Origin of the sequence: Streptomyces sp. MNU76 (assembly GCF_020982545.1) — a bacterium.
Classification (GTDB): Bacteria; Actinomycetota; Actinomycetes; order Streptomycetales; family Streptomycetaceae; genus Streptomyces.
In genome coordinates this window covers 778,339-802,237 of the sequence record NZ_JAJKLK010000001.1, presented here as the reverse complement: position 1 = coordinate 802,237, position 23,899 = coordinate 778,339, and the positions used below count along the sequence as shown (strand labels likewise).

The 23,899-nt window shown below is 67.0% G+C and carries 17 protein-coding genes and 9 pseudogenes; 17 read left to right on the top strand and 9 right to left on the bottom strand.

The annotated features are described in order from the left end of the window. The first annotated feature begins 10 nt into the window (after positions 1 to 10). From E4N62_RS03475 to E4N62_RS03450, 6 genes and pseudogenes are all read left to right on the top strand, one after another. Entirely contained in the window at positions 11 to 1,546 is a 1,536-nt protein-coding gene (locus E4N62_RS03475) for a polysaccharide biosynthesis tyrosine autokinase (RefSeq protein WP_230211865.1), read from the top strand. Then, positions 1,543 to 2,529 (top strand): GDP-L-fucose synthase, encoded by a 987-nt coding sequence (locus tag E4N62_RS03470; protein WP_230211864.1) that lies wholly within the window; start codon positions 1,543 to 1,545, stop codon positions 2,527 to 2,529. Before E4N62_RS03475 ends, E4N62_RS03470 begins: the two co-directional genes overlap by 4 nt. A 211-nt stretch (positions 2,530 to 2,740) precedes the next feature. After that, complete coding sequence (locus E4N62_RS03465; RefSeq protein ID WP_230211863.1) at positions 2,741 to 3,064, top strand: hypothetical protein; 324 nt, start codon at positions 2,741 to 2,743, stop codon at positions 3,062 to 3,064. A gap of 923 nt (positions 3,065 to 3,987) precedes the next feature. Next, on the top strand, positions 3,988 to 4,542 hold the full coding sequence (locus E4N62_RS03460) for a hypothetical protein (RefSeq protein WP_230211862.1): 555 nt from the start codon (positions 3,988 to 3,990) through the stop codon (positions 4,540 to 4,542). 16 nt (positions 4,543 to 4,558) lie between these two features. Beyond that, positions 4,559 to 5,044: pseudogene (locus E4N62_RS03455) on the top strand (helix-turn-helix domain-containing protein); the annotation flags it as partial. A gap of 66 nt (positions 5,045 to 5,110) precedes the next feature. After that, on the top strand, positions 5,111 to 5,446 hold the full coding sequence (locus tag E4N62_RS03450) for a helix-turn-helix domain-containing protein (protein WP_230211860.1): 336 nt from the start codon (positions 5,111 to 5,113) through the stop codon (positions 5,444 to 5,446). Here E4N62_RS03450 and E4N62_RS03445 read toward each other — a convergent pair. Both E4N62_RS03445 and E4N62_RS03440 read right to left on the bottom strand, forming a co-directional pair. Further along, positions 5,397 to 6,284 (bottom strand): IS3 family transposase, encoded by an 888-nt coding sequence (locus E4N62_RS03445; protein WP_230211859.1) that lies wholly within the window; start codon positions 6,282 to 6,284, stop codon positions 5,397 to 5,399. The genes E4N62_RS03450 and E4N62_RS03445 overlap by 50 nt on opposite strands. Next, positions 6,281 to 6,580 carry a transposase gene (locus tag E4N62_RS03440; RefSeq protein ID WP_230211858.1) on the bottom strand — a complete coding sequence of 100 codons (300 nt, stop codon included), beginning with the start codon at positions 6,578 to 6,580 and terminating at the stop codon, positions 6,281 to 6,283. The genes E4N62_RS03445 and E4N62_RS03440 overlap by 4 nt, the downstream gene beginning before the upstream one ends. On the opposite strand from E4N62_RS03440, the gene E4N62_RS49225 reads away from it, so the two are divergent. The 5 genes and pseudogenes from E4N62_RS49225 to E4N62_RS03420 all read left to right on the top strand — a co-directional run bounded on the left by E4N62_RS49225 (position 6,471) and on the right by E4N62_RS03420 (position 9,610). Next, the gene (locus E4N62_RS49225) at positions 6,471 to 6,941 is read left to right on the top strand and encodes a winged helix-turn-helix domain-containing protein (RefSeq protein WP_374116916.1); all 471 of its coding nucleotides are present in this window, start codon (positions 6,471 to 6,473) and stop codon (positions 6,939 to 6,941) included. The genes E4N62_RS03440 and E4N62_RS49225 overlap by 110 nt on opposite strands. Then, positions 6,866 to 7,468, top strand: a complete 603-nt coding sequence (locus tag E4N62_RS03435; protein ID WP_308184830.1) for a transposase — start codon at positions 6,866 to 6,868, stop codon at positions 7,466 to 7,468. The genes E4N62_RS49225 and E4N62_RS03435 overlap by 76 nt, the downstream gene beginning before the upstream one ends. A gap of 27 nt (positions 7,469 to 7,495) precedes the next feature. Next, positions 7,496 to 8,152 (top strand): annotated as a pseudogene (locus tag E4N62_RS03430) (transposase); the annotation flags it as partial. A 314-nt stretch (positions 8,153 to 8,466) separates the two neighbouring features. Continuing rightward, positions 8,467 to 8,850, top strand: a pseudogene (locus tag E4N62_RS03425) (helix-turn-helix domain-containing protein); the annotation flags it as partial. 73 nt (positions 8,851 to 8,923) lie between these two features. After that, a complete protein-coding gene (locus E4N62_RS03420) occupies positions 8,924 to 9,610 on the top strand; it encodes an IS630 family transposase (RefSeq protein WP_268269041.1) in 687 nt (228 codons plus the stop codon). 116 nt (positions 9,611 to 9,726) lie between these two features. Here E4N62_RS03420 and E4N62_RS03415 read toward each other — a convergent pair. From E4N62_RS03415 to E4N62_RS03395, 5 genes and pseudogenes are all read right to left on the bottom strand, one after another. Continuing rightward, a pseudogene (locus tag E4N62_RS03415) lies at positions 9,727 to 11,002 on the bottom strand (IS701 family transposase). A gap of 220 nt (positions 11,003 to 11,222) precedes the next feature. Continuing rightward, a complete protein-coding gene (locus tag E4N62_RS03410) occupies positions 11,223 to 13,004 on the bottom strand; it encodes a reverse transcriptase/maturase family protein (RefSeq protein WP_268269040.1) in 1,782 nt (593 codons plus the stop codon). A gap of 665 nt (positions 13,005 to 13,669) precedes the next feature. Beyond that, on the bottom strand, positions 13,670 to 15,121 hold the full coding sequence (gene ltrA, locus E4N62_RS03405; protein ID WP_230211855.1) for a group II intron reverse transcriptase/maturase: 1,452 nt from the start codon (positions 15,119 to 15,121) through the stop codon (positions 13,670 to 13,672). Positions 15,122 to 15,715: 594 nt separating this feature from the next. After that, positions 15,716 to 16,403: pseudogene (locus tag E4N62_RS03400) on the bottom strand (IS5 family transposase); the annotation flags it as partial. 779 nt (positions 16,404 to 17,182) lie between these two features. Next, positions 17,183 to 17,493, bottom strand: a pseudogene (locus tag E4N62_RS03395) (transposase); the annotation flags it as partial. Positions 17,494 to 17,945: 452 nt separating this feature from the next. Between E4N62_RS03395 and E4N62_RS03390 the strand changes: the two are divergent. Together E4N62_RS03390 and E4N62_RS03385 are read left to right on the top strand one after the other, a co-directional pair. Beyond that, positions 17,946 to 18,452 carry a sortase gene (locus E4N62_RS03390; RefSeq protein WP_230211854.1) on the top strand — a complete coding sequence of 169 codons (507 nt, stop codon included), beginning with the start codon at positions 17,946 to 17,948 and terminating at the stop codon, positions 18,450 to 18,452. Positions 18,453 to 18,615: 163 nt separating this feature from the next. Beyond that, positions 18,616 to 19,200, top strand: coding sequence for a class F sortase (locus tag E4N62_RS03385; protein WP_230211853.1), 585 nt, complete (start codon positions 18,616 to 18,618; stop codon positions 19,198 to 19,200). A gap of 60 nt (positions 19,201 to 19,260) precedes the next feature. Here the strand turns inward: E4N62_RS03385 and E4N62_RS03380 are convergent. Continuing rightward, positions 19,261 to 20,124: pseudogene (locus E4N62_RS03380) on the bottom strand (transporter associated domain-containing protein); the annotation flags it as partial. Between the two features lie 192 nt (positions 20,125 to 20,316). Here E4N62_RS03380 and E4N62_RS03375 point away from each other — a divergent pair. From E4N62_RS03375 to E4N62_RS03360, 4 genes and pseudogenes are all read left to right on the top strand, one after another. Beyond that, positions 20,317 to 20,502 (top strand): annotated as a pseudogene (locus E4N62_RS03375) (twin-arginine translocase TatA/TatE family subunit); the annotation flags it as partial. A 425-nt stretch (positions 20,503 to 20,927) separates the two neighbouring features. Beyond that, a complete protein-coding gene (locus E4N62_RS03370; RefSeq protein WP_230211852.1) occupies positions 20,928 to 21,092 on the top strand; it encodes a hypothetical protein in 165 nt (54 codons plus the stop codon). Positions 21,093 to 21,819: 727 nt separating this feature from the next. Next, positions 21,820 to 22,158, top strand: coding sequence for a hypothetical protein (locus E4N62_RS03365; protein WP_230211851.1), 339 nt, complete (start codon positions 21,820 to 21,822; stop codon positions 22,156 to 22,158). Positions 22,159 to 22,392: 234 nt separating this feature from the next. Further along, a pseudogene (locus E4N62_RS03360) lies at positions 22,393 to 22,593 on the top strand (transposase); the annotation flags it as partial. Between the two features lie 57 nt (positions 22,594 to 22,650). Here E4N62_RS03360 and E4N62_RS03355 read toward each other — a convergent pair. Continuing rightward, a complete protein-coding gene (locus E4N62_RS03355) occupies positions 22,651 to 23,721 on the bottom strand; it encodes an alpha/beta hydrolase (RefSeq protein WP_230211849.1) in 1,071 nt (356 codons plus the stop codon). Between the last annotated feature and the right edge of the window lie 178 nt (positions 23,722 to 23,899).

Sequence of the window (23,899 nt, the reverse complement as noted above, 5' to 3'; positions counted from 1 at the left end):
GACGGATGTCTTGGACCTGCGCGACTACCTACGAGTTCTCTCTCGCCGCTGGCGTGCCATCACCGTGCTGGCCCTGCTCGGAACGGCGGTCGGTGCGCTCATCACCTACACGGCGAACCCCGAGTACCGGGCCACTGCGAAGCTCTTCGTGTCCGTGCGGGAGGGGTCCGACACCCTCCAGCTCGCGCAGGGAAATGTCTTCACCCAGGCTCGGGTCCGGTCGTACGCGGAGGTGGCGGCGAGTCCTCTGGTGTCCCGGCACGTCGTGGAGACCCTGGGTCTCGACATGACGCCGGATCAACTGAGCCGTCGCATCAGCGCGACCACGCAGCCCGACACGGTGCTGCTCCGGCTCACCGTCACGGACACCCGGCCGGAGCGGGCTGCGCGCATCAGCAACGCTGTGGCCGAGCGCTTCGCCGAGGTGGTCCGCGGCCTTGAGCGCCCGGACGACGCGAGGACGTCCCCGGTGCGGCTGAGCATCACCCAACCGGCCTCCGTGCCCTCCGTGCCCTTTTCCCCGCGCCCGGCGGTGAACCTCACCATCGGGCTGATGGCCGGGCTGGCCCTCGGGGCCGGTTTCGCCGTGGCCAGGGAGTCGATGGATCGCTCGGTACGCAGTCTTCAGAGTCTCACCGAGCTCCTGGCCGGGTTCGGCGGCCCTCCCGTGCTCGGGAGCGTCGCGCACGACCCGCGGACCACCCGCCATCCCCTGGCGTTGCTCGACGACTTGCACGGACTGCGCGCCGAGGGCTTCCGGCGGCTGCGCACCAGTCTGCGGTTCGTGGACGTGGACCAGCCGCCGAAGGTGATCGCGGTAACCAGCCCGCTGCCTCGTGAGGGGAAGACCAGTGTCGCGATCAACCTGGCCGCGGCGCTGGCCGAGACCGGTGCCTCGGTGTGCCTGGTCGACGCCGACCTGCGTCGGCCTTCCACTGCCCGCGTCCTGGGGCTGGTGCGGGACGCCGGGTTGACCACCGTGCTGATCGGCCAAGCCGAGGTGCACCAAGTGCTGCAGTCCGTGGGCTCCTTCTCGGTGCTGACCAGCGGCTCGGTGCCGCCCAATCCCACCGAGCTGCTGGGCAGCGACCAGTTGAGGAGCGTGCTGCGCAGCCTCGCCGACAAGTTCGACCATGTCGTGGTGGACACCCCGCCGGTGCTGCCGGTGGCGGACGCGTCCGTGATCGCCACCGTCGTGGACGGCTACCTGGTGGTGGTGCGGGCTTCACGCACCAGCCGCGACCAGGTCGGCGCAGCCCTTCGCACACTGCAGCAGGTCGGTGCTTCCGTGCTCGGTACGGTCCTGAACATGACGTCGTCGAAGGAGGAGGGCAGCACGTATGGCTATGCGTACGAATACCGGCCGCAGCACCGGACAGCCGGCCTATTCTCCAAACGACGCGGCAGCGGGCACATGCCGCCCGCCGGTGGCGCTCCGGCCCTGCCGACTCCAGGCGGAGAGCAGGATGCCCGGGCCACGGGCACGCAGGAGGCACTCGACGGCGAGCCTCACTCCATGACCGCCGACCGGAGCGCTCAGCGGTGAGCTCCCCAGCCTCAGCACCGTGCGGGTACATTCACCGCCCCCTCGACCGCTCCGCGCGCGTATTCGTGGCCGGAAGCCGTGGACTCGTCGGTTCCGCGGTGTGCCGGCATCTGGAGCGGGAGGGCTTCACCGACGTGGTCGGACCCGGCTCCGCCCAACTGGACCTGCGCGAGCGCCGTGCCGTCCTCGACTGGTTCGCGGCCACCCGGCCGGATGTGGTGGTGCTGGCCGCCGCACGGGTGGGCGGGATCAAAGCAAATGCCACCCGTCCCACGGAGTTCCTCTCCGACAACCTGCGTATCCAGGTCAACGTGCTGGACGCGGCCCTGGAACAGGGGGTGGAGCAGCTGCTGTTCCTGGGCTCCAGCTGCGTCTATCCGAAATTCGCCGACCAGCCCATTCGAGAGGAGGCGCTGCTGACCGGTGCATTGGAGCCGACCAACGACGCCTACGCCATCGCCAAGATCGCCGGGCTCCTGCACGTGCAGGCGGTGCGGCGGCAGCACGGTCTCCCCTGGATTTCCGCCATGCCGACCAACCTTTACGGCCCCGGCGACAACTTTCATCCCGAGCACTCCCATGTCCTGGCATCGCTGATCCGGCGCTTCCACGAGGCCCGAACGGCAGGGGCACAGCGAGTGGTGAACTGGGGTACCGGAACACCTCGCCGGGAGTTCCTGCACGTGGATGATCTGGCTCGGGCATGCCTGTACCTGCTGGAGCACTACGACGCGGACGGATCGGTGAATGTCGGCACCGGCACGGACCTGACGATCCGGGAGGCCGCCGAGCTGGTGGCAGAGGTCGTCGGCTACCAGGGGGCCATCGAGTGGGACGCGGCCCAGCCGGACGGCACTCCACGCAAGGTCCTTGACGTCTCCCGGATCACCACTCTGGGATGGGCCCCGTGTATCGGCCTGCGGGAGGGAATCGCCGAAGCGTACGCCTGGTACGTGGAACACCGAGGGTCCGCTGCCCTGTGACACCCCGCGCCGCTCCGCGCGCGAACTCGGCACCGCACTGGCATCGGGAGGACTTTCGTGATGCGGTGCTGATCCACCAGTGCGAGCGCACACTCGACGTAGTCGGACCGCGGTGAGCACACCGTCGCCCAGTTCCTACAAGTGGACCGCGAGCGGGAGGTCGGCAGCCAGCCGGAAGGGACACAACCGGCTGAGGAAGACCCGATCCGACATGAACCGGCTCCACGCCGAATTGACCGCGACGAAGATCGCCGCACAGACACCGTTGTCGCTGACGCCCTCCCCTATGAAGGATCCAGAGCCAGTACGCCGCAGACGGCACCTCGCGCTCTACATAGGCGGGACGGTGGCCGCCTTCTTCGCGGGCGTCGGCGACCGCCTCCGTAGCTTCGTGCGCGGGCGCCGGGCCGTCCTCGCCGTCGCCGCGACGTCCGTCCTCGTCGCGGAGCGCTGCGGCCTACTACGCCAACAGCAGCCAGGCAGCGCCACCACTCCTCGCCGAGCCTGGCACATCGTTGACGCTCCCCGGCACTGACGGCAACGCCCAGGACCCAGAGCCGAGCACACCCGCCGACCACCGCACAGACGCCACGCCCGACACAGCGGCCCGAGGGAATGACGGCGCCCCCTCCGGCGCCCATCTCGCGCTTCCCCGCCCGGCCGACGTCACGAAGATGGCCACAAGGGCGACAGCGGACACGGCGGCCAGGACCAGCACCCCAGGCGAACCGCCCGCGCCGACGCCCACACCTCCGGGCGCGACGAAGCCGCCCGCACCGCCCGCACCGGCGCCGCCCGCGCCCAGCGAGCCGCCGCACACCGCGCCGCCCCTCAGCGACGACAGGGAAATCTGCCCCCTCCCCGACCTGATCAACCTCTGCGCCAGCATGGTGGGCGCACGCCCCTGACACGGGGCTCCTGACGGCCCGCTGCCGAAATGATTCGTCACGGCGACCCGACAGGCGACCCGCGGCCTCCGGAGTCCTCGATGTGCACTGCCCAGCTGGCCGGCGACCGGTCGTAGCTCCGGACCCTGGTGGGGGACAGCAGGGCGTTCGGGTTCACCCGAGTGCCGCAGCTAGGGCGGTCAGGTAGTCGACGTCGATACGCCGGACGTTCTTCGGCGGCTCAGCGCCGACCAGTCGCCATCACCGCGACAGTAACTGCCATACGCGAGAGGGCCCCTGGCACACAGCCGGAGGCCCTCTCGCCTTCTGCGCCCGCCGGGCCGCGCCCGAACTGGGCGGCTGGACCGTGGACGTGGCGGGTTCCCACTTCGGGCGAGCATCGGGCGAGCTAGTGCCGCATCAGGCAACGTTCGCCCTGTTCGGCTGCGGCTTTTGCTCGAAGGGGCGCGACCGCAGCACCGGCGGCGGTTGAGGACGTCGGTCAACACGGCCCGCGCTAAGTTGAGAATCCTTGGACCGGCGGGCTGCTCTTCCGCCTAGGGTCTCGATCATGTTCAAGTCAGGGGTGGGGTTCCTCGCGTTGTTCGGGCTCGGCTGGTGGCTGCTGGGCTCGAGTGCATTCGACGGGTTGATGCAGCAGGTCCTGGCCGTAGTCGGCTGTGCCGTCATGGTGGGGCTGATGCTCGCCGCACGCCGTTTCCTTCCATCGTCGGCAGGGGGACCGTTTCCCGTTGACCGACGTCGGCGGTTCAACCAGATCAACGGGCTCCAGTGGCTGCTGATCATCGCCATCGCCGCAGTCTGCCGTCACGTCGGGGTGCCGGTGCTCATTCCCCCGCTGATCGCGGTTGTCGTCGGGCTCCACTTCCTGCCGTTGGCGGCGGTGTTCGAGCAGCCCCGACTGCGAATACCGGCGGCCCTGTTGATCGCTTCCGGGGCGACGGGCATGACCGTCTGGCTCACGAACGGCCCGGACGAGAGCGTTCGCCTCGTGGTGGGCCTTATTTCTGCGCTCTCCCTATGGGGCATGGCGATATGGACAGTCGCAGGGGCGGCATCCGCTGCCGATCAAGGGGCAGGAAATGAGGGTTCTGGCGGCGCGTGACTGGCACCCTGTCTTGGTGGCAGAGCGAGTACGCGTGCGTGAGATCGACGATGACGAGGGGCGGCGGCTGCTGCGGATCATCCGCAGGGGCACCGGGTCGGTGGTGACCTGGCGGCGGGCCCAGGTGGTCCTGCTGGCCGCTCAGGGTATGCCGGTGGCGAAGATCGCCGAGGTCACGTTCACCAGCGCCGACCGGGTCCGCGATGTGATCCACAACTTCAACACTGACGGCTTCAACTCGCTCTACCCGAAGTACAAGGGCGGGCGCCCGAAGACGTTCACGCTGCCCGAGCGCCGCGAGATCAAGAAGATCGCCAAGTCCAAGCCGACCGAGCACGACCTGCCGTTTTCCGCCTGGAGTCTGACGAAGCTGGCGGACTTCCTGGTCGCCGAGGGGGTGGTCGACGACATCAGCCACGAGGGCCTGCGCATCCTGCTCCGCGAGGAAGGCGTCTCCTTTCAACGCCTGAAGACCTGGAAGACCTCCCGCGATCCCGACTACTGAGGTTGAACTCGCAGTGGCGGGTGGGGAGCTGACGTTTCGTGATCGTTGCGGTATGCCGGAGGGATGAGGTATGCGCAGGGTGGTGGGCTGACGCCCAGGCGGCAGGCAGCTCGCGAGCAGCTGAGGCTGGAGGCCGCGGAGCGGTTCGCGGGCGGCGAGAAGACCGCGGACATCGCGCGTGAGCTTCGGGTCGGGGAGCGCCAGGTGGAGAAGTGGCGCAGAGCGTGGCGCGAGGGCGGGGCGGAGGCGCTGCGCTCGAAGGGGCCGATGTGCGTGGAGCTGCTGAGTCCTGCGCAATGGGAGCGTCTGGTGCGGGTGAAGTTTCCCCGTGATCTCGGACACGTGATCGTTATGCCGCGAGGGCGTGTTGATGCCGCTGTCTGGTCTCGGCCGGGGTGAGGTAGCCGAAGATCTTGTGCTTGCGCAGGCGGCGGCGGTTGTAGAAGGTCTCGATGAAGGTGAAGACCTCGGCGCGGGCGGTGGCCCGGTCGGGCCAGGTCCGGGCGCCGATCTCCTCCTTGAGCAGGGCCCAGAAACTCTCGGCTGCGGCGTTGTCGAAGCATGATCCGGTGCGTCCGCAGCTCTGCCGCATCCCCAACTCTCGTATTCGGGCCCGGAATTGGGCGGAGGTGTACTCGCTGCCGCGGTCACTGTGGATCACGCAGCCGGGCTCCAGACCGCCCCGGCCGTGGGCCATGTCGAGAGCGTCGACGACGAGCTCGGCGCGGTGGTGGTCGGCCATGGCGTAGCCGACGACCTCGCGGGTGGCCAGGTCGAGCCAGCAAGCGAGGTAGAGCCAGCCCTCGGCGGTGGGCAGGTAGGTGATGTCGCCGACCAGCTTGATCCCGGGACGTTCGGCGTGGAAGTCACGGCCGATCAGGTCCGGGGCCGGCTTCGCCTTCGCATCGGGCCGGGTCAGCGAGTGCTGCTTGCGGCGGGTGACGCCGCGGATGTCGCGCTCGCGCATGACGCGGGCGATGCGCTTGCGGTTCACCCACCGCCCCAGACGCCGCAGCTCGGCATGGATGCGCGGGACGCCGTAGGTGCGACGGGAGGCGATGTGCAGCACGGTGATCTCGTGGGCGAGCGTGTCGTCGGCGGCCAGTCGGGCTTGGCGGGCCGCCTCGCCCTCGCGCCACGCGTAGTAGGAGGAGCGAGCGACCTTCAGTACCCGGCACAGCAACGTGATCGGGTAGTTTGCCTTCTCCGTGTGGAGGAACCGGTAGAGCTCGCTCACCGGTCGTTCTCCTTCACGAAGAAGGCGGTCGCTTTTTTCAGGATCTCGATCGTCTGCTGCTGTTCGCGGTTCTCCCGCCGCAGCCGCCGCAGTTCCTCACGCTCGGCGCTGGTCAGCTCGCCGCCCTGGCCCTCGCCACGGTCAGCCTTGGCCTTGCGGTACCAACCGCGCAGGGACTCCGAGCTGATGCCGAGTTCCCGGGCCACGGCAGTGACCGTCTTGCCCGAGGAGTCGACGAGCGCGATCGCGTCCCGCTTGAACTCCTCGGTGTACCGCTTCGTGTACTTACTTCCCACCTGGTGCTACTTCCTCTGGAACCTCAAGATCCCAGTCTCCAGGTGTCCACGATCAAGGGGAAGCTTCAGGGAGTTGGAGCGCGGGACGCTGGCGCACGGCTGGGATGAGGATCAGGGCTGGACGCTGGTGCGGATCCGTGCGCTGATCATCCGGTTGTTCCTGGTGGAGTACACGGTGCAGGGGGTGTGGAAGTTGATGCGGCGGCACGGCTGGTCTGCGCAGGTGCCGGCGAGGCGGGCGCTGGAGCGGGACGACGCGAGTGTCGAGCGGTGGCGGAGTGAGGTGTGGGAGACCGTAAAGCCACCGCGGCGGCCCGGGACGCCTACATCTGCTTCGGGGACGAGGCCGGGCAGGGGCTGAGGCCGCCGAAGGGGCACACGTGGGCGCCGCGCGGCCGGACACCGGTGGTACGGGTGCGCGGCTCGAACCGGGGACGGGTCTCCGTGGCGGGCGTGGTCTGCTTCAAGAGCGGTGAACGATCGCGTCTGATCTACCGGTTGCGCGTGTACCGGGGACGGAAGGGTGAGGCGAAGAGCTTCGGATGGCAGGACTACCGCGACCTGATCGTCGTAGCGCACAACCAGCTCAAGGCCCCCGTGGTCTGGGTCTGGGACAATCTCAACGTCCATCTGGTCGACGAGCTCGCGCTGTTCTTCGTGGAGAACGAGGAGTGGCTGACGGTGTTCCAGTTGCCGTCGTACGCTCCTGAGCTCAATCCGCAGGAGGGCATCTGGTCGCTGGTCAAGCGCGGCCTGGCCGATTTCGCCGCCGCCAACCTCGACCACCTGGCCCGCGTCATGAAGCGCAAGCTCAAGAAGATCCAGTACCGCCCGGAACTGATCGACGGCTGCCTCACCGAGACCGGACTGATCATGAGTGCCGGATGATCGACCGGCCCGCCACTGCGAGTTCAACCTCAGTACTCGGCCAAGAAGGCCCGCGTCGAACACCTCTACGCTATCGCCGACGGCGAGGTCATACCCGAAGAGGGAGAGCCCGAAGCCGTCTTCTGCATGGACGAGTTCGGGCCGCTCAACCTGATGCCCCACCCCGGACGGCAATGGGCCGAACGCGGAGGCAAGCACAAAAACCCCGCTCGCGAGCCACGCCGGCGGCGCCGGGCGACCTACAACCGCTACGGCGGAATACGTCACCTGTTCGCGGCCCTGGACCTGACGAAGAACAGGCTCTACGGGCACATCAAGCCCATCAAGAAACGCACGCAGTTCCTGGAGTTCTGCCGCTACCTGCGCAGCCTCTACCCGCCCGACGTCCGTATCGCGATCGTCTGTGACAACTTCTCCCCGCACCTGACAACGAAGAAGTGTCAGCGCGTCGGCACCTGGGCAGCGGCGAACAACGTCGAGATCGCCTACACCCCCACCAACAGCTCCTGGCTGAACCGGATCGAGGCCCAGTTCACCGCCCTGCGGTATTTCACCCTCGACGGCACCGACCACGCCGACCACAAGGAACAGGGCAGCATGATCCGCCGCTACATCATCTGGCGAAACCGGCATGCCAACGACCAGCACCTCCGCGCCGTCGTCGACAGGGCAAACGTTGCCTGACGCGGCACTAGGGCGTGTTTCGGAAGTCCCTTCTGCTCTGCGACGCCCGGCACGCTCCCCCGGTCTCGGCTGGCGCTCGACCGGGAGGTACCCCCACCGCCGCACCGGACGAAAGGCCAAGTACACCCAGTACGAGGCCTTTCGTCCGGCGCGCCGAGAGCACGCACCGGACGCCGCAGAGCCGCCCTTCGGGCGACGAAGGGACTTCCGAAACACGCCCTAGTAGTGCGTCGCTGCTTAGTTGTGGCGTGTCTGGTTGGGAGGCTGGTGTCTGGTGGGTTCCTCCTTCCCTTTTGCCGGACAGGACTGTCGTCATGGGTTCACAGAAGAAGCGGCCGGTCAGGTTGACACCGCAGGATCGTGAGGAGTTGGTCCGGGTGACCACCACGGGTGTTCGTGGGGCCTCGATGATCATGCGTGCGCGTGTACTGCTAGCACTGGACACCTCGGTGGGAGACGTGGATCCCAAGGCGGTGATCGCGGCCCGGCTCGGCGTCTCCGGTGAGACGTTACGGCTGGTCGCCAAGCGTTTCGCCGAGACCGGTGGCGATGTGCACGCCACGATCGCGCGGAAGAAGCGCGACCTCCCACCGGTGCCCTCGCCGGTGACCGGCGAGGTCGAAGCCCGGCTGATCGCGATGGCGTGCTCACAGCCACCCCAGGGCCATACCCGGTGGTCGCTGCGGCTGCTGGAGAAACATGTCGCGCTGGCCGAGGACATCCCCGATCTGGACCACTCCACCATCGGGCGGGTCTTAAAAAAAAACGGAACTGCGCCCTCACCTGAGAAAGTGCTGGACCATCCCACCCCGGGCGAACGCGGAGTTCGCGGCCCGGATGGAAGACGTGCTGGCCGTCTATGCCCGGCCCTACGACCCGGCACGTCCGGTGGTGTGCATGGACGAGAAGCCCTACCAGCTCCTCGGCGATGCCCGCGACCCACTCCCGGCCCGCCCTGGTCACGACGCCCGCCAGGACAGCGAGTACATCCGCTGCGGCACGTCCTCGATCTTCGTGTGGGTCGAACCCCTGCGCGGGTGGCGTCGCGTTCAGGCACTGTCCCGGCGGACCCGGATCGACTGGGCCGGCCAGGTCAAACAGTTACTGAGCGTGGACTACCCCGACGCCGAGACCGTGGTGCTGGTGATGGACAACCTCAACACCCACAACATCGCCTCGTTGTACGAGGCGTTCGAACCCGAAGAGGCATTCGCCCTGGCCCAACGCCTCGAGATCCACCACACGCCCAAGCACGGGTCATGGCTCAACATCGCCGAGATCGAACTCTCCGCACTGACCCGGCAATGCCTCGACCGCCGGATCAGCGACCTCGACACCCTCAACACCGAACTCTCAGCCTGGCAGAACGCCACCAACACCGACCAGCGTCAGGTGAACTGGCAGTTCACCACCCACGACGCACGCATCAAACTGCGCCACCTCTATCCCAAAAACTAGCCGCGACAGTCTACTAGTAGGGCTCCGTTAGGTTGCTCTGGCTCTTGTGCTTGGGCTGGTGGTGGATGTTCTGGGCAGGGGGCGGTGGCAGGTGGTGCAGGTGCCGGTCCAGCAGTTCAGCAGGTCCTGGATGGCGTCGAGGATCTGGTAGAGGGTGAGTCCGCTGTATCGGCTTTTGGGGACAGGCGCTGTTCGGTGAGGAAGGCGTGGGCGGCGGTGACCAGGGTGACGTGGTGGTGCCAGCCGTTCCAGGAGCGGCCCTCGAAGTGGTCCAGGCCGAGGCCGTGCTTGAGTTCCCGGTAATCGTGCTCGATGCGCCAGCGGATCTTGGACAGGCGGACCAGTTCGGTGATCGGTGTGTCGGCGGGCAGGTTGGACAGCCAGTAGTCGGTGGGTGCTTCGGCGTCCTGGGGCCATTCGACCAGCAGCGTCACCTCGGGCAGGACACCGTCCCAGTGGCCGTGCTCGGCAGTGGCGGCGGCTTGGGCCAGACGGCGGGCCCTCACCCCGGTACCGCACCCGCAGCGCCAGAAAGCGTGAGTGCATCGGCCCGCGGGAGCCTTCACGCCAGGTCACCTCGGTGAACGCCTGCCGTCCGTGCTCCTGAGCCAGCGCTGCCACCGAGGACGGCTTGTCCCGGTAGCGGGGCTGCGGCCTGCGACCGTTCCCGGACCAGGCCGGGGCGGTGGGCCGCACGTCGTGCGGGTGGACCGTCACGTCCGAACGGACCGCCACGACATAGCCGATGCCCCGCTCGCTCAGACCGTCGCGGAAGTCGGCGTTCTGCCCGTAGCCGGCGTCGGCGACCAGCACCGGCGGCACCAGACCCCACCCGGCCAGCTCGTCGAGGATGTCCAGGGCCAGACGCCACTTCTCCCGGTGCCCGACCTCCTGCGGTATCCCGGTCTTCTGCCGCCGCACCGCATCGTCCGCCCACTCCTCGGGCACGAACAGCCGCCACTGCAGCGGACAGGACGCGGTGTCGGAGACCGCGTGCACACTCACCGCGACCTGGCAGTTGGCCCGCTTGCCCAGCGCCCCGCAGTACTGGCGCGCGACCGCCACCGACATCTTCCCGTCCTTGGGGAACGACACGTCATCGACCGCCCACGCCTCCGGGCCGATTCTCGGCACCATCCGCTGGGCGATCCGCCGCCGCACCGGCACCGGATCCCACGTCGACTGGTTCACGAACTGCTGCAGGTTCTGCTCGTTGCCGTCGGGCAGCCGTTCCGCCATCGGCTGGATCGACTTCCGCCGTCCGTCCAGCATCAGTCCCCGCAGGTAGCAGTCGCCCTTCGCCCGCTGATCCTTGCGCGGCACCGACGCGAACACGTCAGCGACGAATAACGCCAACGTCGCCCGAGCCCGGTTCACTTCATGTGCGTCCACACCTTCAGCGTTCCCCCAAACAGGACCGACAGACAGACGTAACGGAGCCCTACTAGTTGCGGGAATGGCGCTCGTAACGTGGGCTGAGTCTGCGATAGCCGGACAGCCAGGAGGTTGGGTCGGCCGCGCGGCGAGGTGCCTGCCCGTGGCAGGTCCTTTTCCGCGCGGCCTCCCGCCGAACCGGACATGACGGTTTCCCTGTCATCCGGCTCTCCAGTGATCACGGCGTGGGTGATCTGGCCGTTCGTGCCTCGTGGATACGGTCATGGCAGGCAGCGCAGGCCACAAGGGTCTTGCGCCGCCGGTCGAGCATGACGCGCGCCCAGTCGGACGGCGGCCATCCGGCACGGGCGAGATCGGCAAGGGCTCGGACGTGATGCACCTGGACATCACCGGTGGCCCCGCAGACCTCGCACGTGTCCGCCAGGAGCCGGGTGATCAGCTCCTTCTGCGGATAGTCCACCCAGACAGGCCGACGGTCGACGACCTTCGCCGACCGCTGCTGCTGGAGAGGGATGCCACCGAACCGCGCCACCAGCGGCTTCCTGTTCTCCCGCTCGATGCGGGCCTCGAAGCAGACTCGGGGCCCGTTGGGCGTGTCGATTCTGGCCTTGTGCCTGGCGGCCATCTTCGTCACGGTCGAACGGTGCTTGCCCGCAAGGGTCTTGAGCATGGAGGTCTCCATCACCCATTGCAGCCGGTGCAGCCGGAAGACGTCTCCGGCAAGCAGGTAGTACTGGACGATGCCCCGGTAGACGGCTCCGAACGTGGCGACGATCGCGTGATCGCTGCCGTTGGTCAGTTCCGTTCGCTTCGCGGGCTTTCCGCGGGCGAGGTAGGGATCGCATTTGGCTTTGATCACGTCCCTGGGGACACGAAGGGCGATCTGGCCATTCACCCTGCGGTAGCGGCCGGTCTTCTTCGTGTCGTTGTGCTGGGTCGTGATCTCGTAACCGAGAAACCGTGCCGCCCGGGTACGGGCGTGGGTTACCAGCGTCTTCTCCTGGGAGAGTTCCAGCTTGAGTTCGTCACGCAGGAACTCGGCCAGGCGATGCTTGATCTGCTCGGCCTCGGCTTTCGGTCCGGTAAATCCGAGGAGGTGGTCGTCTGCGTAGCGGACATAGCGAAGCCTGCGATATGACGGATCGTTGGGATCCGCGCTCGGCAGGCTCACCATCCGCTGACGCAATGTCCGGGCCTCAGGCCGGTCACCGCGCCGGCGGGCTTTCGCCAGCAGATTTTGCAACTCCAAATACGCCGGGTTACGAGCCCGGCGCTCTCCACGGGTGCACTCCGGGATCAGAACCTTCTCGACGAACTCGTCCAACTTGTGCAGATAGATGTTGGACAGGATCGGGGAGGCCACTCCGCCTTGCGGCGCTCCGGAGAGCGTGGCTCCCCATTTCCAGTCCTCCAGGTATCCGGCTGTCAGCATGTTGCGCACCAGCCGCAGGAACCGCTGGTCATGGATCTTCTCGCCGAGGATCGACAGCAGGACCTGGTGATCCAGGCTGCCGAAGCAGTCGGCGATGTCCCCTTCGATGAACCAGGACGTCCCGGTCCAGGTGTGGGCCACCTCCCGCAGCGCGGTGTGGCAGCCCCTTCGGGGACGAAATCCATGCGATCGGTCGGAGAACGTCGGCTCGTAGTACGCCTCCAAGAGCAAGCGGACCACCTCCCCGACGAGCTTGTCCGACCAGGTCGGCAGCCCAAGAGGGCGCGTGCTTCCGTTCTTCTTCGGGATGTGCACGCGTCGAACCGGCCGGAAGCGGTAGCGCTCATGGCGCATCGCCTCGATGATCCGGTCGATCTTCCGCTGGGACATGCCGTCCACGGATTCCGGCGTGGCCCCGGGCGTCATCGCGCCGTGGTTGGCATAGATACGACCGTAGGCCAGCAGATACAACTGCGGGTTGAACAACTGTCGATACAGCTCATTGCACGGCAGATGGCGCCTGCCGCGCTCACGCAGGACACCCAGCACCGTTGCGGCGCTCTGCATTTCGCATACCTCCCCATATCCGGGTGTCCGAATCACCTGGCCCCCTTCGCCCTGCGGGCGGCTTTCCCGTCCTCCCCGGCCGGGCGTCACTCCGGCGACTACTACGGGGCCTCCGTCGCCATAGGACTCGCGTCCCGTAGGCGATCCCACGTTCGTCCCTGTCTGTACGTGCTAGCGCGACACAGGCGTCCCACTCATCTCCTTGAATGTCCTCGCTGGACATCGCTCCACCGCCCGGAAGTTGCACCGGCCAACAATAGAAGCCAGTGCAGGCGTGGCGTCGGTTTCAACTGTCTTTCCGACGGATGGGAACTTGCATCTTCTGGAGATTGGGCTTCAAACAATGCAGTCTTCGCCATATCGCGCGGGCCGCCCGGCACACCGTCCCTGACAATTGGGCCCAGTCACCGGTTTGCTGACATGCTCTTGTCCCCTTCGCCTTTCGGATCCAGGTGAGTCATTCGGCCCAGGAACCTCCTTCCGAGTTCCTCCCGGCTGAGCCGGGGATACAAACAGGGCGCCTCGTGGCGCACATACTGGAGAGTCGGCCCGGGACGCGGTGGTCGGATTTCTCCGACTCCGTTTCCCCGGGCCGCTCACCGAACCGGACGTGCGACTCTCACCGCATCCGGCTCTCCACAGGTTCCTGCCGTTGGCTCGATGATCTATGCGGTCCACGGTGTCGGGATGTTCAAGCCGCGCCAGCGGTAGCGGGTGACCGTCACCGCGGCGATGTTGAACAACATGACTCCGTCCAGGGCAATCTGCCGCCAGCCCGAGGGGCCCTTGAACTGTCGGCGCAGGGCCGACCACGTCATGCGCCGCCGATACGTGATCATGTTGACCACCCGCCACCACACGAACGACCGCAAGGTGTTGAACGTGTGCTTGGCGACGGCGTGCTTGAAGTAGTTGGCCCAGCCGCGAAGGATCTGGTTGATCCTCGACAGCACGGCGGCGAAGGGGACCTGTGACCTCCGGTGGGTCAGCGCCCGGATCTTCCGCCTCAGTTCACGGACTGGCTTGTCCGCGATGAAGGTGTAGACGTAGTGCTTGTCCGTTCCCCGTTTGCGCATCCACTTGATGTGGAAGCCGAGGAAGTCGAACCCGTCGGCCATGTGCACCACGCGCGTCTTGGACTTCGACAGGTGCAGTCCGAGCGGGGCCAGGACCTCGCCGATCTCCGTTCTCAGCGCCTCGACGTGGTGGCGTTCGCCCCTGACGAGCACGACGAAGTCGTCCGCGTAGCGCACGATCCGCCAGTTCGGCAGGTTCTTGGCCACCCGCGTGAAGCGTCGCGAGTCGCTGGACATCGTCCCGCCTGGCTTCCACGGCCCCATCACGTGCTCATCGAGCGCGGACAGCGCGATGTTGGCCAGCAGCGGAGAGAGGATCCCGCCTTGCGGGGTGCCGGTCTCGGATGGCTCCATTGTCCCGGTCTCCCGCAGGATTCCGGCCTTCAGGAACGCCTTGACCAGGGCGAGCACGCGCTTGTCCTTGACTCGGGAACGCACCCGGTCCATGAGGGCCGTGTGGTCGATCGAGTCGAAGCACGCCTCGATGTCCGCGTCCAGGACCTGGCGGTAGCCTTGGGTGCCCCAGAAGTGGATCTCGGCGATCGCGTCGTGCGCCCTCCGGTTGGGGCGGAACCCGTAGGAGACCGGCGTGAAGTCAGCCTCAAAGATGGGTTCCAGCACCAGTTTCAGCGTCGCCTGGACTACGCGGTCGGCCACGGTCGGGATGCCGAGACTCCTCAGTTTCCCGCCGTGCTTGGGGATCATCCGCTCGCGTACCGGCAGCGGGCGGAACGTCCGCTGCCGAAGCTGCTCGCGCAGCTGGTCCAGGAACACCTCCACGCCCACCTGCTCGGCGATGGTGCGGGCCGTGGCCCGGTCCACGCCGGCGGTGCGGGCACCGGTGTTGCCGGCGACCCGGTCCCACGCACGTGCGAGGAACCTGCGGTCGCATACCAGGTGGTACAGATCATCGAAGCGGCAGCCGGGATCGGCCGCCGCCCAGCGGTGCAGCTTGGTCTGCATCTCCCGTACCTGCAGCGGCCGCACCACCGGCACGTCGCGCTGCACGGCCGGAGTCTCCACTCCGGCGTCTTCGGGCATTGCAGTCCCCTTCCACTCGTTACCTGCTGCCGCCCTTCGCCATGTACGCGGCTTTCCCGCGCTCGGACTACTACGGCGGCTCCGCCCCATCCCGGACCGTTCGGCCGACGGTGGACCCAGCCCGGATGTCCGCGCCGGATGCGCGGCCCGCGGCGGGACCGGGACGGTTCCCGTGTTCACTTGTGATCGCTTGTCGGAGGAGGCGCCCGGCTATACCCCGGCGGCATCGCCACGGCTACGCCGCAGTCCTTCACCGTGGCCTTGCGCGGCGGCGAACGAGACCTCCGCGCAAGTCGCCTGCCCGAGCAGATGGCAGACGCGCACCGCACCCAGCCCAGATCCGTCAGGTTCGAGCTGGTGGGAATTCGTTACGAGGCTTCACACACCGGTTCCTCTCGTACACCTCTCCGTCATGCTCGCCGGGCACACGGCCATCTGACGGTCCTGGCCCCGCCCCGGCTTTGTCAGGGCTGCTTCCCGCCCTCCCCGGCACCTCCCGGATCAGGCTGCCCTCAGCTTCAACCCCACTGCTGCGACAGCAGGTTGGTGCAGGTCTTTCACCTCCACTCGATCAACAAGCGCCTCACGGCGCACTCGTTCCACTACCCAGCGCCTTTTCAGGACGTGAAAGCCGCGGGTCCCAGGGTTCTTGTCGACGACTTCGACGTCGATTCCGAGGTTCGCGCCGTGCTCCACGACGGCCTTCTTGAAGCCGGTGTCGACCCAGCTCTTGGCGATGGTGGGGTAGGCGCTTTTGGCTTGGTCGAGGAGGCGTATTCCCAGGACGTTCTCGGAGAGGCTGGCGGCGGTGACGGTCACGGCGAGGATCAGGCCGATCGTGTCGGTGAGGATCCCTCGTTTCCGGCCCACGATCTTCTTCGCCGCATCGGTTCCCTGGCTGGTCACGGGCACGTTGGTGGAGGTCTTGATGCTCTGGGTGTCGATGACGGAGGCCGTCGGTTCGGGCTTGCGTCCTTCCTTTACTCGGGCCAGGGCGGGTGAGGTCGTAATTGAGCTGGACAAAGATTCCCTCATCGCGCCAGGCGGCGTAGTAGAAGTAGACGGTGCCGTGGCCGGGGAAGTCGTGCGGGAGGTATTTCCAGGGGATTCCGGTGCGGTTCAGATAGAGAATTGCGTTGAACACGTCGCGGAGTTCGACTTTCACCGGCTGGCCGGTGGGTCGGCGGTCGAGCCGGGCTTTCCGCCAGGCCGTCAACGTCGGCTCGATCAGGGCCCATCGGGCGTCGGACAGGTCGCTGGGGTACGGCTTGCGCTGGCTCACGCCGTACCGTTGCCATGGATAGTGCGGAAGGGGTTGTTCCGATGAACATCGGGCGGTTCTCCCGCATCTTCAAACCAGACGGACTTCCGGCAGCAGAAGTGCGTGAAACGGACCGCAGGGTTCGTGTGCCAAGGGAAGACGAACTGCACATACGGCTGCAACCAGCATGAACCAGGGCAGCGACGAAAGCCGTTTTTCGGAATAGAACTACGTAAACGCCCTCTGAGTCCTTTGAGGATCTTGGCGGTCCTTGACGATCAGTGCCTGTTCGTGACGTTTTTACTGGTCAGACGGGGTGCACTATGTCTCCGCTACTCAGCCTTTGCCGTTCTGTTCCTATCCTTGCGTCCCAACTGCGTCCCGACACCGTCCCGGACGGGCCAAGCACACCACCCTGTCGGGCGATTACGCCAGCTCGGAGGTGGGTTTCGAACCCGTCCGCAGCGGATTTCCATTCCAGTGCGAAGAGGCTCACGCCCCTGGCGCCGGGAACAGAGTTTCACCGGCTGTTTTCGCAGGTCACACATCATTCCGTCGCTCTATCAAGCCAAGCCTCCTCATCGCAGGATCAGTTGGAGGGCTGGGGCTCCGGCAGCTCAGGCTTCGGCCAACAACTTGGCTTCCGTTCCTCCTTGAAGGAGGTCGCGGCGCGAGGTGCAGGCTGTGGCCGCGCTCCTTGGCCACCTCAGCCTCGCTGCTATGACAACCTCACTCGTCGTCATGAGTCTTCTCCTCACGTAGTCGTAGCCCTTGTCCGCGTGCAGCTTGGCGGGCCGTCATCTGCGTGGGCCGCGCCGCGATCGGATCGGCGGGATGCCGCGTACGAGCGACTCAAGTGCCTGGCTGTCGTGCAGGTTCGCGCCGGAGATCCCGATCGAGAGGGGTAAACCGGTCCGCTCGGTGATCAAGTGGATCTTCGAGCCCTTCTTGCCCCGGTCGACAGGATTCGGACCTGTCAGGCCCCCCCTTTCAGGGCCCGCATGTTCACGGAGTCGATCGCGCAGCGCGGCCAGTCCAGATCTCCGCGCGAACCCAGCTCGTCGAGGACGAGGCGGTGCAGCTTCGCCCAGACACGGGCGGCGGTCCACTCACATCGGTCGCCCCGGGACCCAGCCGACGACATCCTCGGCGACGACGCGTTCTGCTCCTCCCGCCGCGCAAGCTTCTCGTCGGCCGAGGAAACGGGCGAGACCTTGGCCTCGCGGGATGAGGTCATATCAGCGTCCCAGGGGGCTTCACGGTCACGCGCCGCGCAGGAGGATGTATGACGGCAGAGGCAGCCACAGGGCGTCCTGCGCTTTTCCAAGATCACCCCGAAGGGACACCAGCCCCTTCGTCGCCCGTGCGGTGCTTTCTTCCGAAATCGCCCTCAGGAGCGCTCACCTGCATAAATGATCAAAGGAGTGCGGCCGCTGGGCCTGGCCGGATGGCCCATCTGTCCGTATGTGGGTTGCAGCCCTGACGGTCCGTCGGTTTCCTCATGAGCGGAGCACAACAAGACGCCGCGCACTCCGGCCGGCCACTGCTTCTCGGAGGAACTTCATGCGTATCAAGTGGGCAGGCGCCGGCATCGGCATCGGTTTCGTTCTCGGTATTGTCGGCCTCTCGAGCCCGGCCGCGGCAGCCGCGAACGGCCCCACCGGTGATCCGAATATGCACATCAGCCCGCGCCACGCCGCCCCAGGCTCCACCGTCACAGTCAGCACCAGAGCCTGTGGCTCGGAGACCTATGGGAAGGGCGAGTCTGAGGCAGGAGGCAAGTTTCACCTCCTTCCAGGCGACCGGGAGGGTGTACTGACCGGCGAATTCAAGGTCCCGGGCGGCACCGAGGCCGGCGGTTACACCGTCACCCTGAAGTGCCCGCCGCGCGTCAAGATCACGGGCACATACTGGGTCGGCGCCGGCAACCCCAGCGGCGCGATCGACGCTGGTTTCGGGGCGGCGAACGACAAGGGCACGCAACTTGCCCTCGGCGCGGTGCTGCTCGCCGGAGCCGCCGCCGGCGGCGTGATCAAGATGCGCCGCTCCCCGACCGGTGCCCGCGTTTGACGCTCTGCCCTGCCGGCCCAGCTCCCATGCCCGTGTCCGGGGGCTGGGGGGATCATCGCGAAGCGGAGGCTCCACAGCGATGGAATCGAGGTACGAGCCCTGCGGCCCTTCCCCCTCGTCCACCCCGTCCGCCAAACTTCTCGCCTACGCTCTACTGGCGGGCATGGTGCTGGTGATCACGGCGCTCCGAGGCGAACGGCCTCCGCAACCTTCGGCCGCGCAGTCCTTCTCCTCCTCCGCGCCCCCCGGGAACAGCAGCACCGCCTCGACCCGGTATCCCTCTGTGCCGCCCCTGCCCCCGTCGGCTCCAGTCCGGCTGCGAATTCCCGCCATCGGCGTGAATGCCCCAATGACGGAACTGAGCCTCAACGACACAGGAGCACTGCGCCCACCATCGGCCAATATGCCCGGCTTTGCCGGGTGGTATGGAGCCGGTACACCTCCTGGCTCAGTCGGCACAGCCGTCACTGCGGGACACGTGGACACGCCGCAAGGCCCCGGAGTCTTCCACCGCCTCGGAGAACTAGCCAAGGGCGACACCATCGAGATCATCAGGTCAGACCGGCGGACAGCCGTCTTCTCGGTCGACGCTGTGGAGCTCTACGACAAGAAGGCGTTTCCGGACGAGAAGGTCTACGGCAGTTCCCACCGGCCCGAACTGCGCGTCATCACCTGTGGGGGTCCATACGCCGAAGAAACCGGCTACCAGGGAAATGTCGTGGTCTTTGCGACGCTGACCGCGGCGTAGAACGATGGCAGTGCCGCTGAGCAGGCCGAGGTTCGTCCTCGCCTGCCTCCGACTCCGTTCCTCCTCGCGCTCACGCACGGGCAGCCGCTCAAGGCGGACCCGGTCCGGTACATGCCGGTCGAGGGTGCGTGCGTCGATGACCGCGCGGCCGCCGTCGGGCATGTCCAGGGTCAGCCGGTCGCCCATGGCCGGGAAGCGGCCGAGACGGTCCACGATCAGGCCGGCCATCGTGTCGTAGTCGTCGTCCCCGGGCAGCTCGATGCCGGTGGCTTCGGCCACCTCGTCCAGGCGGCGCCCGGCGCCCGGCGTCCACCAGCCAGCCGCCACCGTCAGCGACGGCGATCTCGGTCACGGTGTCGGTTTCATCGGCGATGTCGCCCACCAGTTCCTCGGCGATGTCCTCGTAGGTCACAATTCCCGCGACGCCGCTGTGCTCGTCGAGGACGACCCCGAACTCGTCGTCCCGCTCGCGCATCCGGTCGACCGCGTCGGGCAGGGGCAGAGTGTCCGGCAGCAGCAGTGGGCGCCGGGCGAGCGCACCCGCCGTGGCGGCGGCGAAGCCGTCGGCGGGCAGATGGGTCAGCTCGCGCACGCCCAGGACGCCCGCGACGTCGTCGGGGTGGTCACCGAGGACCGGGTCGTTGGAGTGGCCGTGCTTGGCGATCAGCTCGACCGCCTCGGCGGCCGAGGCGTCCCTACGGACGAAGACGGCGTCCGCACGCGGGACCATCACCTCGTCCAGCGTCCGATCGGAGAACTCCAGGACGTGGTCGAGCAGGTCGGCCGTGTCCTTGGGTACTGCCCCTGCTCGTGCGACTCACCGATCAGGTGCCCGAGCTCCTCCAGGGTGGCGCCGTGGTGCAACTCCTCGACGGGCTCGATGCCCACCTTGCGCAGAAGCTTGTTGGCCGCGCCGCCGAAGACCACCGCACCGGCGGCGGCCGGCAGATGAAGGCCACATCGGCGAACCCGCCACCGGCCGCACCTTCCAGGACCTGCTGCCGTCCATCTCCACCCGCCTGTAGACCAGGGCATCCCGCCACCCGGCAGCCCCACCCGGCAGCCCCAGGCTCGGGCCGTACCGGTCCGGGTCGTACGCAGAAGACAGGGATCCGCATGTTCGGACTGAGCGAAGTCGCCGTCATCCTCATCGTCGTCATAGCCGTCCTCGCCGCCAAGGAGCTCCCCGACCTCGCCCGCTCCGCAGGCAAGTCCGCCCGCATCCTCAAAGCCGAGGCCCGTGCCGTGAAGAACGACGAGACCCAGGCAGACGCGGCATCCCAGGTCGTCCAGGGCGAGACCACCAACGCAGCCGGCGGCACTGCCTCCGGCACGGACCAACGGACCACCAGGGCTTCCGAACGCCCCGGTGGCACGGCGGGAACACCCGAGCAAGGCAGCAGGCCGGAGACCGACGGCGGGCTGCTCTGGTCGCGCGCAGCATCCGGGCGAGACCAGCGAGGCCACCGCGGAGAACCCGGGCTCGGCCTGACCGGGCGGGCCGGGGAACCTGCCGCGACCGTCCGTGATCGCGGTGTGGAAGAAGTAGAACCGCCGGCAACCGCGCCGGTCCGGCCCGCAGGCTCCTGACGGCCTCGGTCCGGACCGGCCCGGGTCGCGGAAGGCCACTCGGCGCATTCTTCTTGCCGCTCCGGCACCAGAAAACCAGCTGACCAAAGGGCCTGCCGTCCGAAGACACAACGATCGCGAGGCCACCGGAGGGAAGCGTGGCTGACGTCTGGTTCCTGAGGCAGGGCGAGAAGGTACGCAAAGGCGAGAGGACAGCCAGGCTGATCCGTGCGGACGCCATCACATGTGTCACCACAACCATCGGTACCCAGGTCGTGGTGACGGACATGGTGTCGCGGGAAACCGTGGTGGTGGCCGACTGACAGGACGGTGTACACCGCGGCGGGCTTCCCCTGCCACCCAACTTCCACATCGCGCTGATGGCCAGGCTCGGTGAACTACGCAAGCAGACAGCGACCACCTCTCAGCACAGAGGAGGCCCCCTCTCTGTCAGCCTTGGTCGACATTGGCCAGCGTTTGCAGGACAGGTACAAGGCAGCTACTTCCGATTCCCTGCGTCCCATCAGCGTCCCGACATCCGCCCTCGCCCACCGATCAGACCGTCGGCTCCAGTCCTCGAGAGCAAGCGCACGGGGCATACCCGCAGGTCAATGAAGCACCCAAGTGCGGACACCACATCGCCGTTGAGCTCGCGAGCAGCGGATTCAGTCCGTTCGCCCAAAGTCCTGAATCCGCCAGCCCGCTGAGACGTTTCCGCAGGTCAGGGACCTGCACGGTGGGGCGGGTGGGACTCGAACCCACGGCCGACGGATTATGAGTCCTTTGAGGATCTTGGCGGTCCTTGCCGATCAACGCTCATCTTTGACGTTTTCGCAGGTCAGATGTGGTAATCCGTGTTGAGGCTAGTCAGCCCTTGTCAGTCTGTTCCTGTCCTTGCGGCCTCAACTCGGCCTCAATGAGGCCCGACAGGAACGCGCTGAAGACACAGGAGACGATCGCGCCAGCTCAAGGACGGGGATCGAACCCGCGCGCAGCGGATTCTCCTTCCAACACGGAGAGGCTCCGCCCTCTGCTCGGGGCAGAGCCTCTGTGGCTGTTTTCATAGGCCAGACGTCGCCTCGTGAGCTTATCCGGCTCAGTTACCTTCTTCCAGAGCGGGTTGATGGGAACGGGCAGGCTGCGGCTGACTGGTACAACGTCGCCCACCGGCACTCCGGAATAGCCATGCATACCCCCTTCGACGTGCACTTCGGCCTCGCCGACCAGCTCCGCGAGATGCACGCCGACGTCCTCACGAGCGTCTACCGCCAGCACCCCGAACGATTCGTCCGCGGGGCACCCGAACCACCGAAACCCCCCGGGGCCGCCTGGATCAACAAGCCCCCCGACCTCCGACACAACGGTCAAACGATCCCGGCACAGAGATAGAACGATCTACCTGCCTTGATCGCACTGACAGCGGCACCCCCCTTTTGCGGGGCCGCGGCGGGTGATGTCTGGCGTACGCCCAACGTCGCTTCTTTAACGCCCTCTGAGCTTGGCGTTTAGCGTCGTAGGTCACTCGACCTGCTGATCTGTGGTTCTTTCCGGGACAGCGGAGACGGCCGTTCTCCCACGCTTCGAGATGTCGAGTCACAAAGCACGAGAGAACGGCCGCTGTGTATGAGTCTGTCTGTCGACGCACCCGCGGGCCCGGCATTGGACGTGTCGTCCCGCTTTCGGGTCGATTTCTACCAATGCCTCTACGCTCGCGCGGATGCGCTCTTCGAGCTCACTGACGAGGTGCTGTGCGCGGACGGGTCGGTGAAGACCCTGGTCGAGCTGTCGCTGGCAGTCGAGCACCGGCGCGGGCACGGTGCGCTGTAGGCGGCTTTGGACAGCGGAATGCGGTGTGCATCGTGAGGTCGCCTTGCGGTGGGCCTACCTCGCCGCGGGACGCAACTCGGACGACAGGAAGGAGACGATGGTCTGCCACGACGGTGTCACGGGAACAGGCGGCGTGGTGTGACCGTGCCGTGCGTATTCCTCGTAGGCGTCCCGGCGGGTGTCGGGGTCGCCCAGCATGCTGGAAATCGGACCGTGGCCGGCGTGCGGGAGGGAGATCATGCGCACATCGGTGTTGGCGGAGGCCAGGGCGTCGCGCAGCAGGCGGCCCTGGTGGTAAGGCACCAAGGGGTCCTGCTCGCCGTGGAAGATCAGCGTCGGAGGCAGGGGCCGGTCGGTGACGTAGGTGAGAGGGTTCGCGGCCGCGACCTTGTCCGGGCAGTCCTTGATGGGACAGCCGAGCAGCCGCGACTCGGGCGAGCGTGCGTCCGAGTGGCAGTCGGTCGTCCCCAGGAGCTGGTTGAACACCTTGCAGTTGTCCAGCATGTGCGCATCCATCTGGGAAAAATCAGTCGGCGGGTAGAACGGTACCGCTGCCTGCACCGCGCTGGACGGACCGCGCACACCCACGTCTCCCTCCAGTCGCGGGATGTCTCCGGTGACCGCGGCCATCGCCGAGGTCCAGCCCCCCGAGGAGTCACCCATGATCGCGAAGCGTCGAGGGTCGAGGTGGTAGACCTCGGCATGCGCCCGGAGCCAGCGTATGGCGCCCTTGATGTCGTGGAGCTGGGCCGGGAACTGGGCCTGTGAGCTGGACCGGACCGACACACCCGCCACCGCGAACCCGCGCGGGTTGAGCTGGGCGGCGACCTGGTCAGCGCCCTGTCGGCCATTGTCGGCCAGCCACGCCGAGCCTCCCGTGAAGATCACCAACGGCACCGGCCGCTGCGACCGGGGGATGTACAGGTCCAACAGGTGGCCCTGGCTGTCGGCCGGCTGGGCCGGCGCGTAGGCGATGTCCCTGGTCACTCTCACCTCGTCGGGTCCCGGGGCGGGGGCCGCGTAACCGGGGGCCATGGCGACCCCCAAGGCGATGGCAGATGCCGCCAGCGCCGTGAGAACGCGACCGATACGCAACCGCGTAGGTCGTCGATGCCGGATCCTCATGCTCACTCCTCTTCGAGTGGGAAGCGGTCGGTGGTTCGGGTGCCGAACCGCCGGGATGGCCGGATTACTTGGAGCAGATAAACCGCGTTCGCCTGACGAAATTAAGTTCGTTGGACGGCTGGCATGAGTCTGGGTCCGACACCGAGCGGGTGTCAATGGTGGTGAAGATGCATGGGCT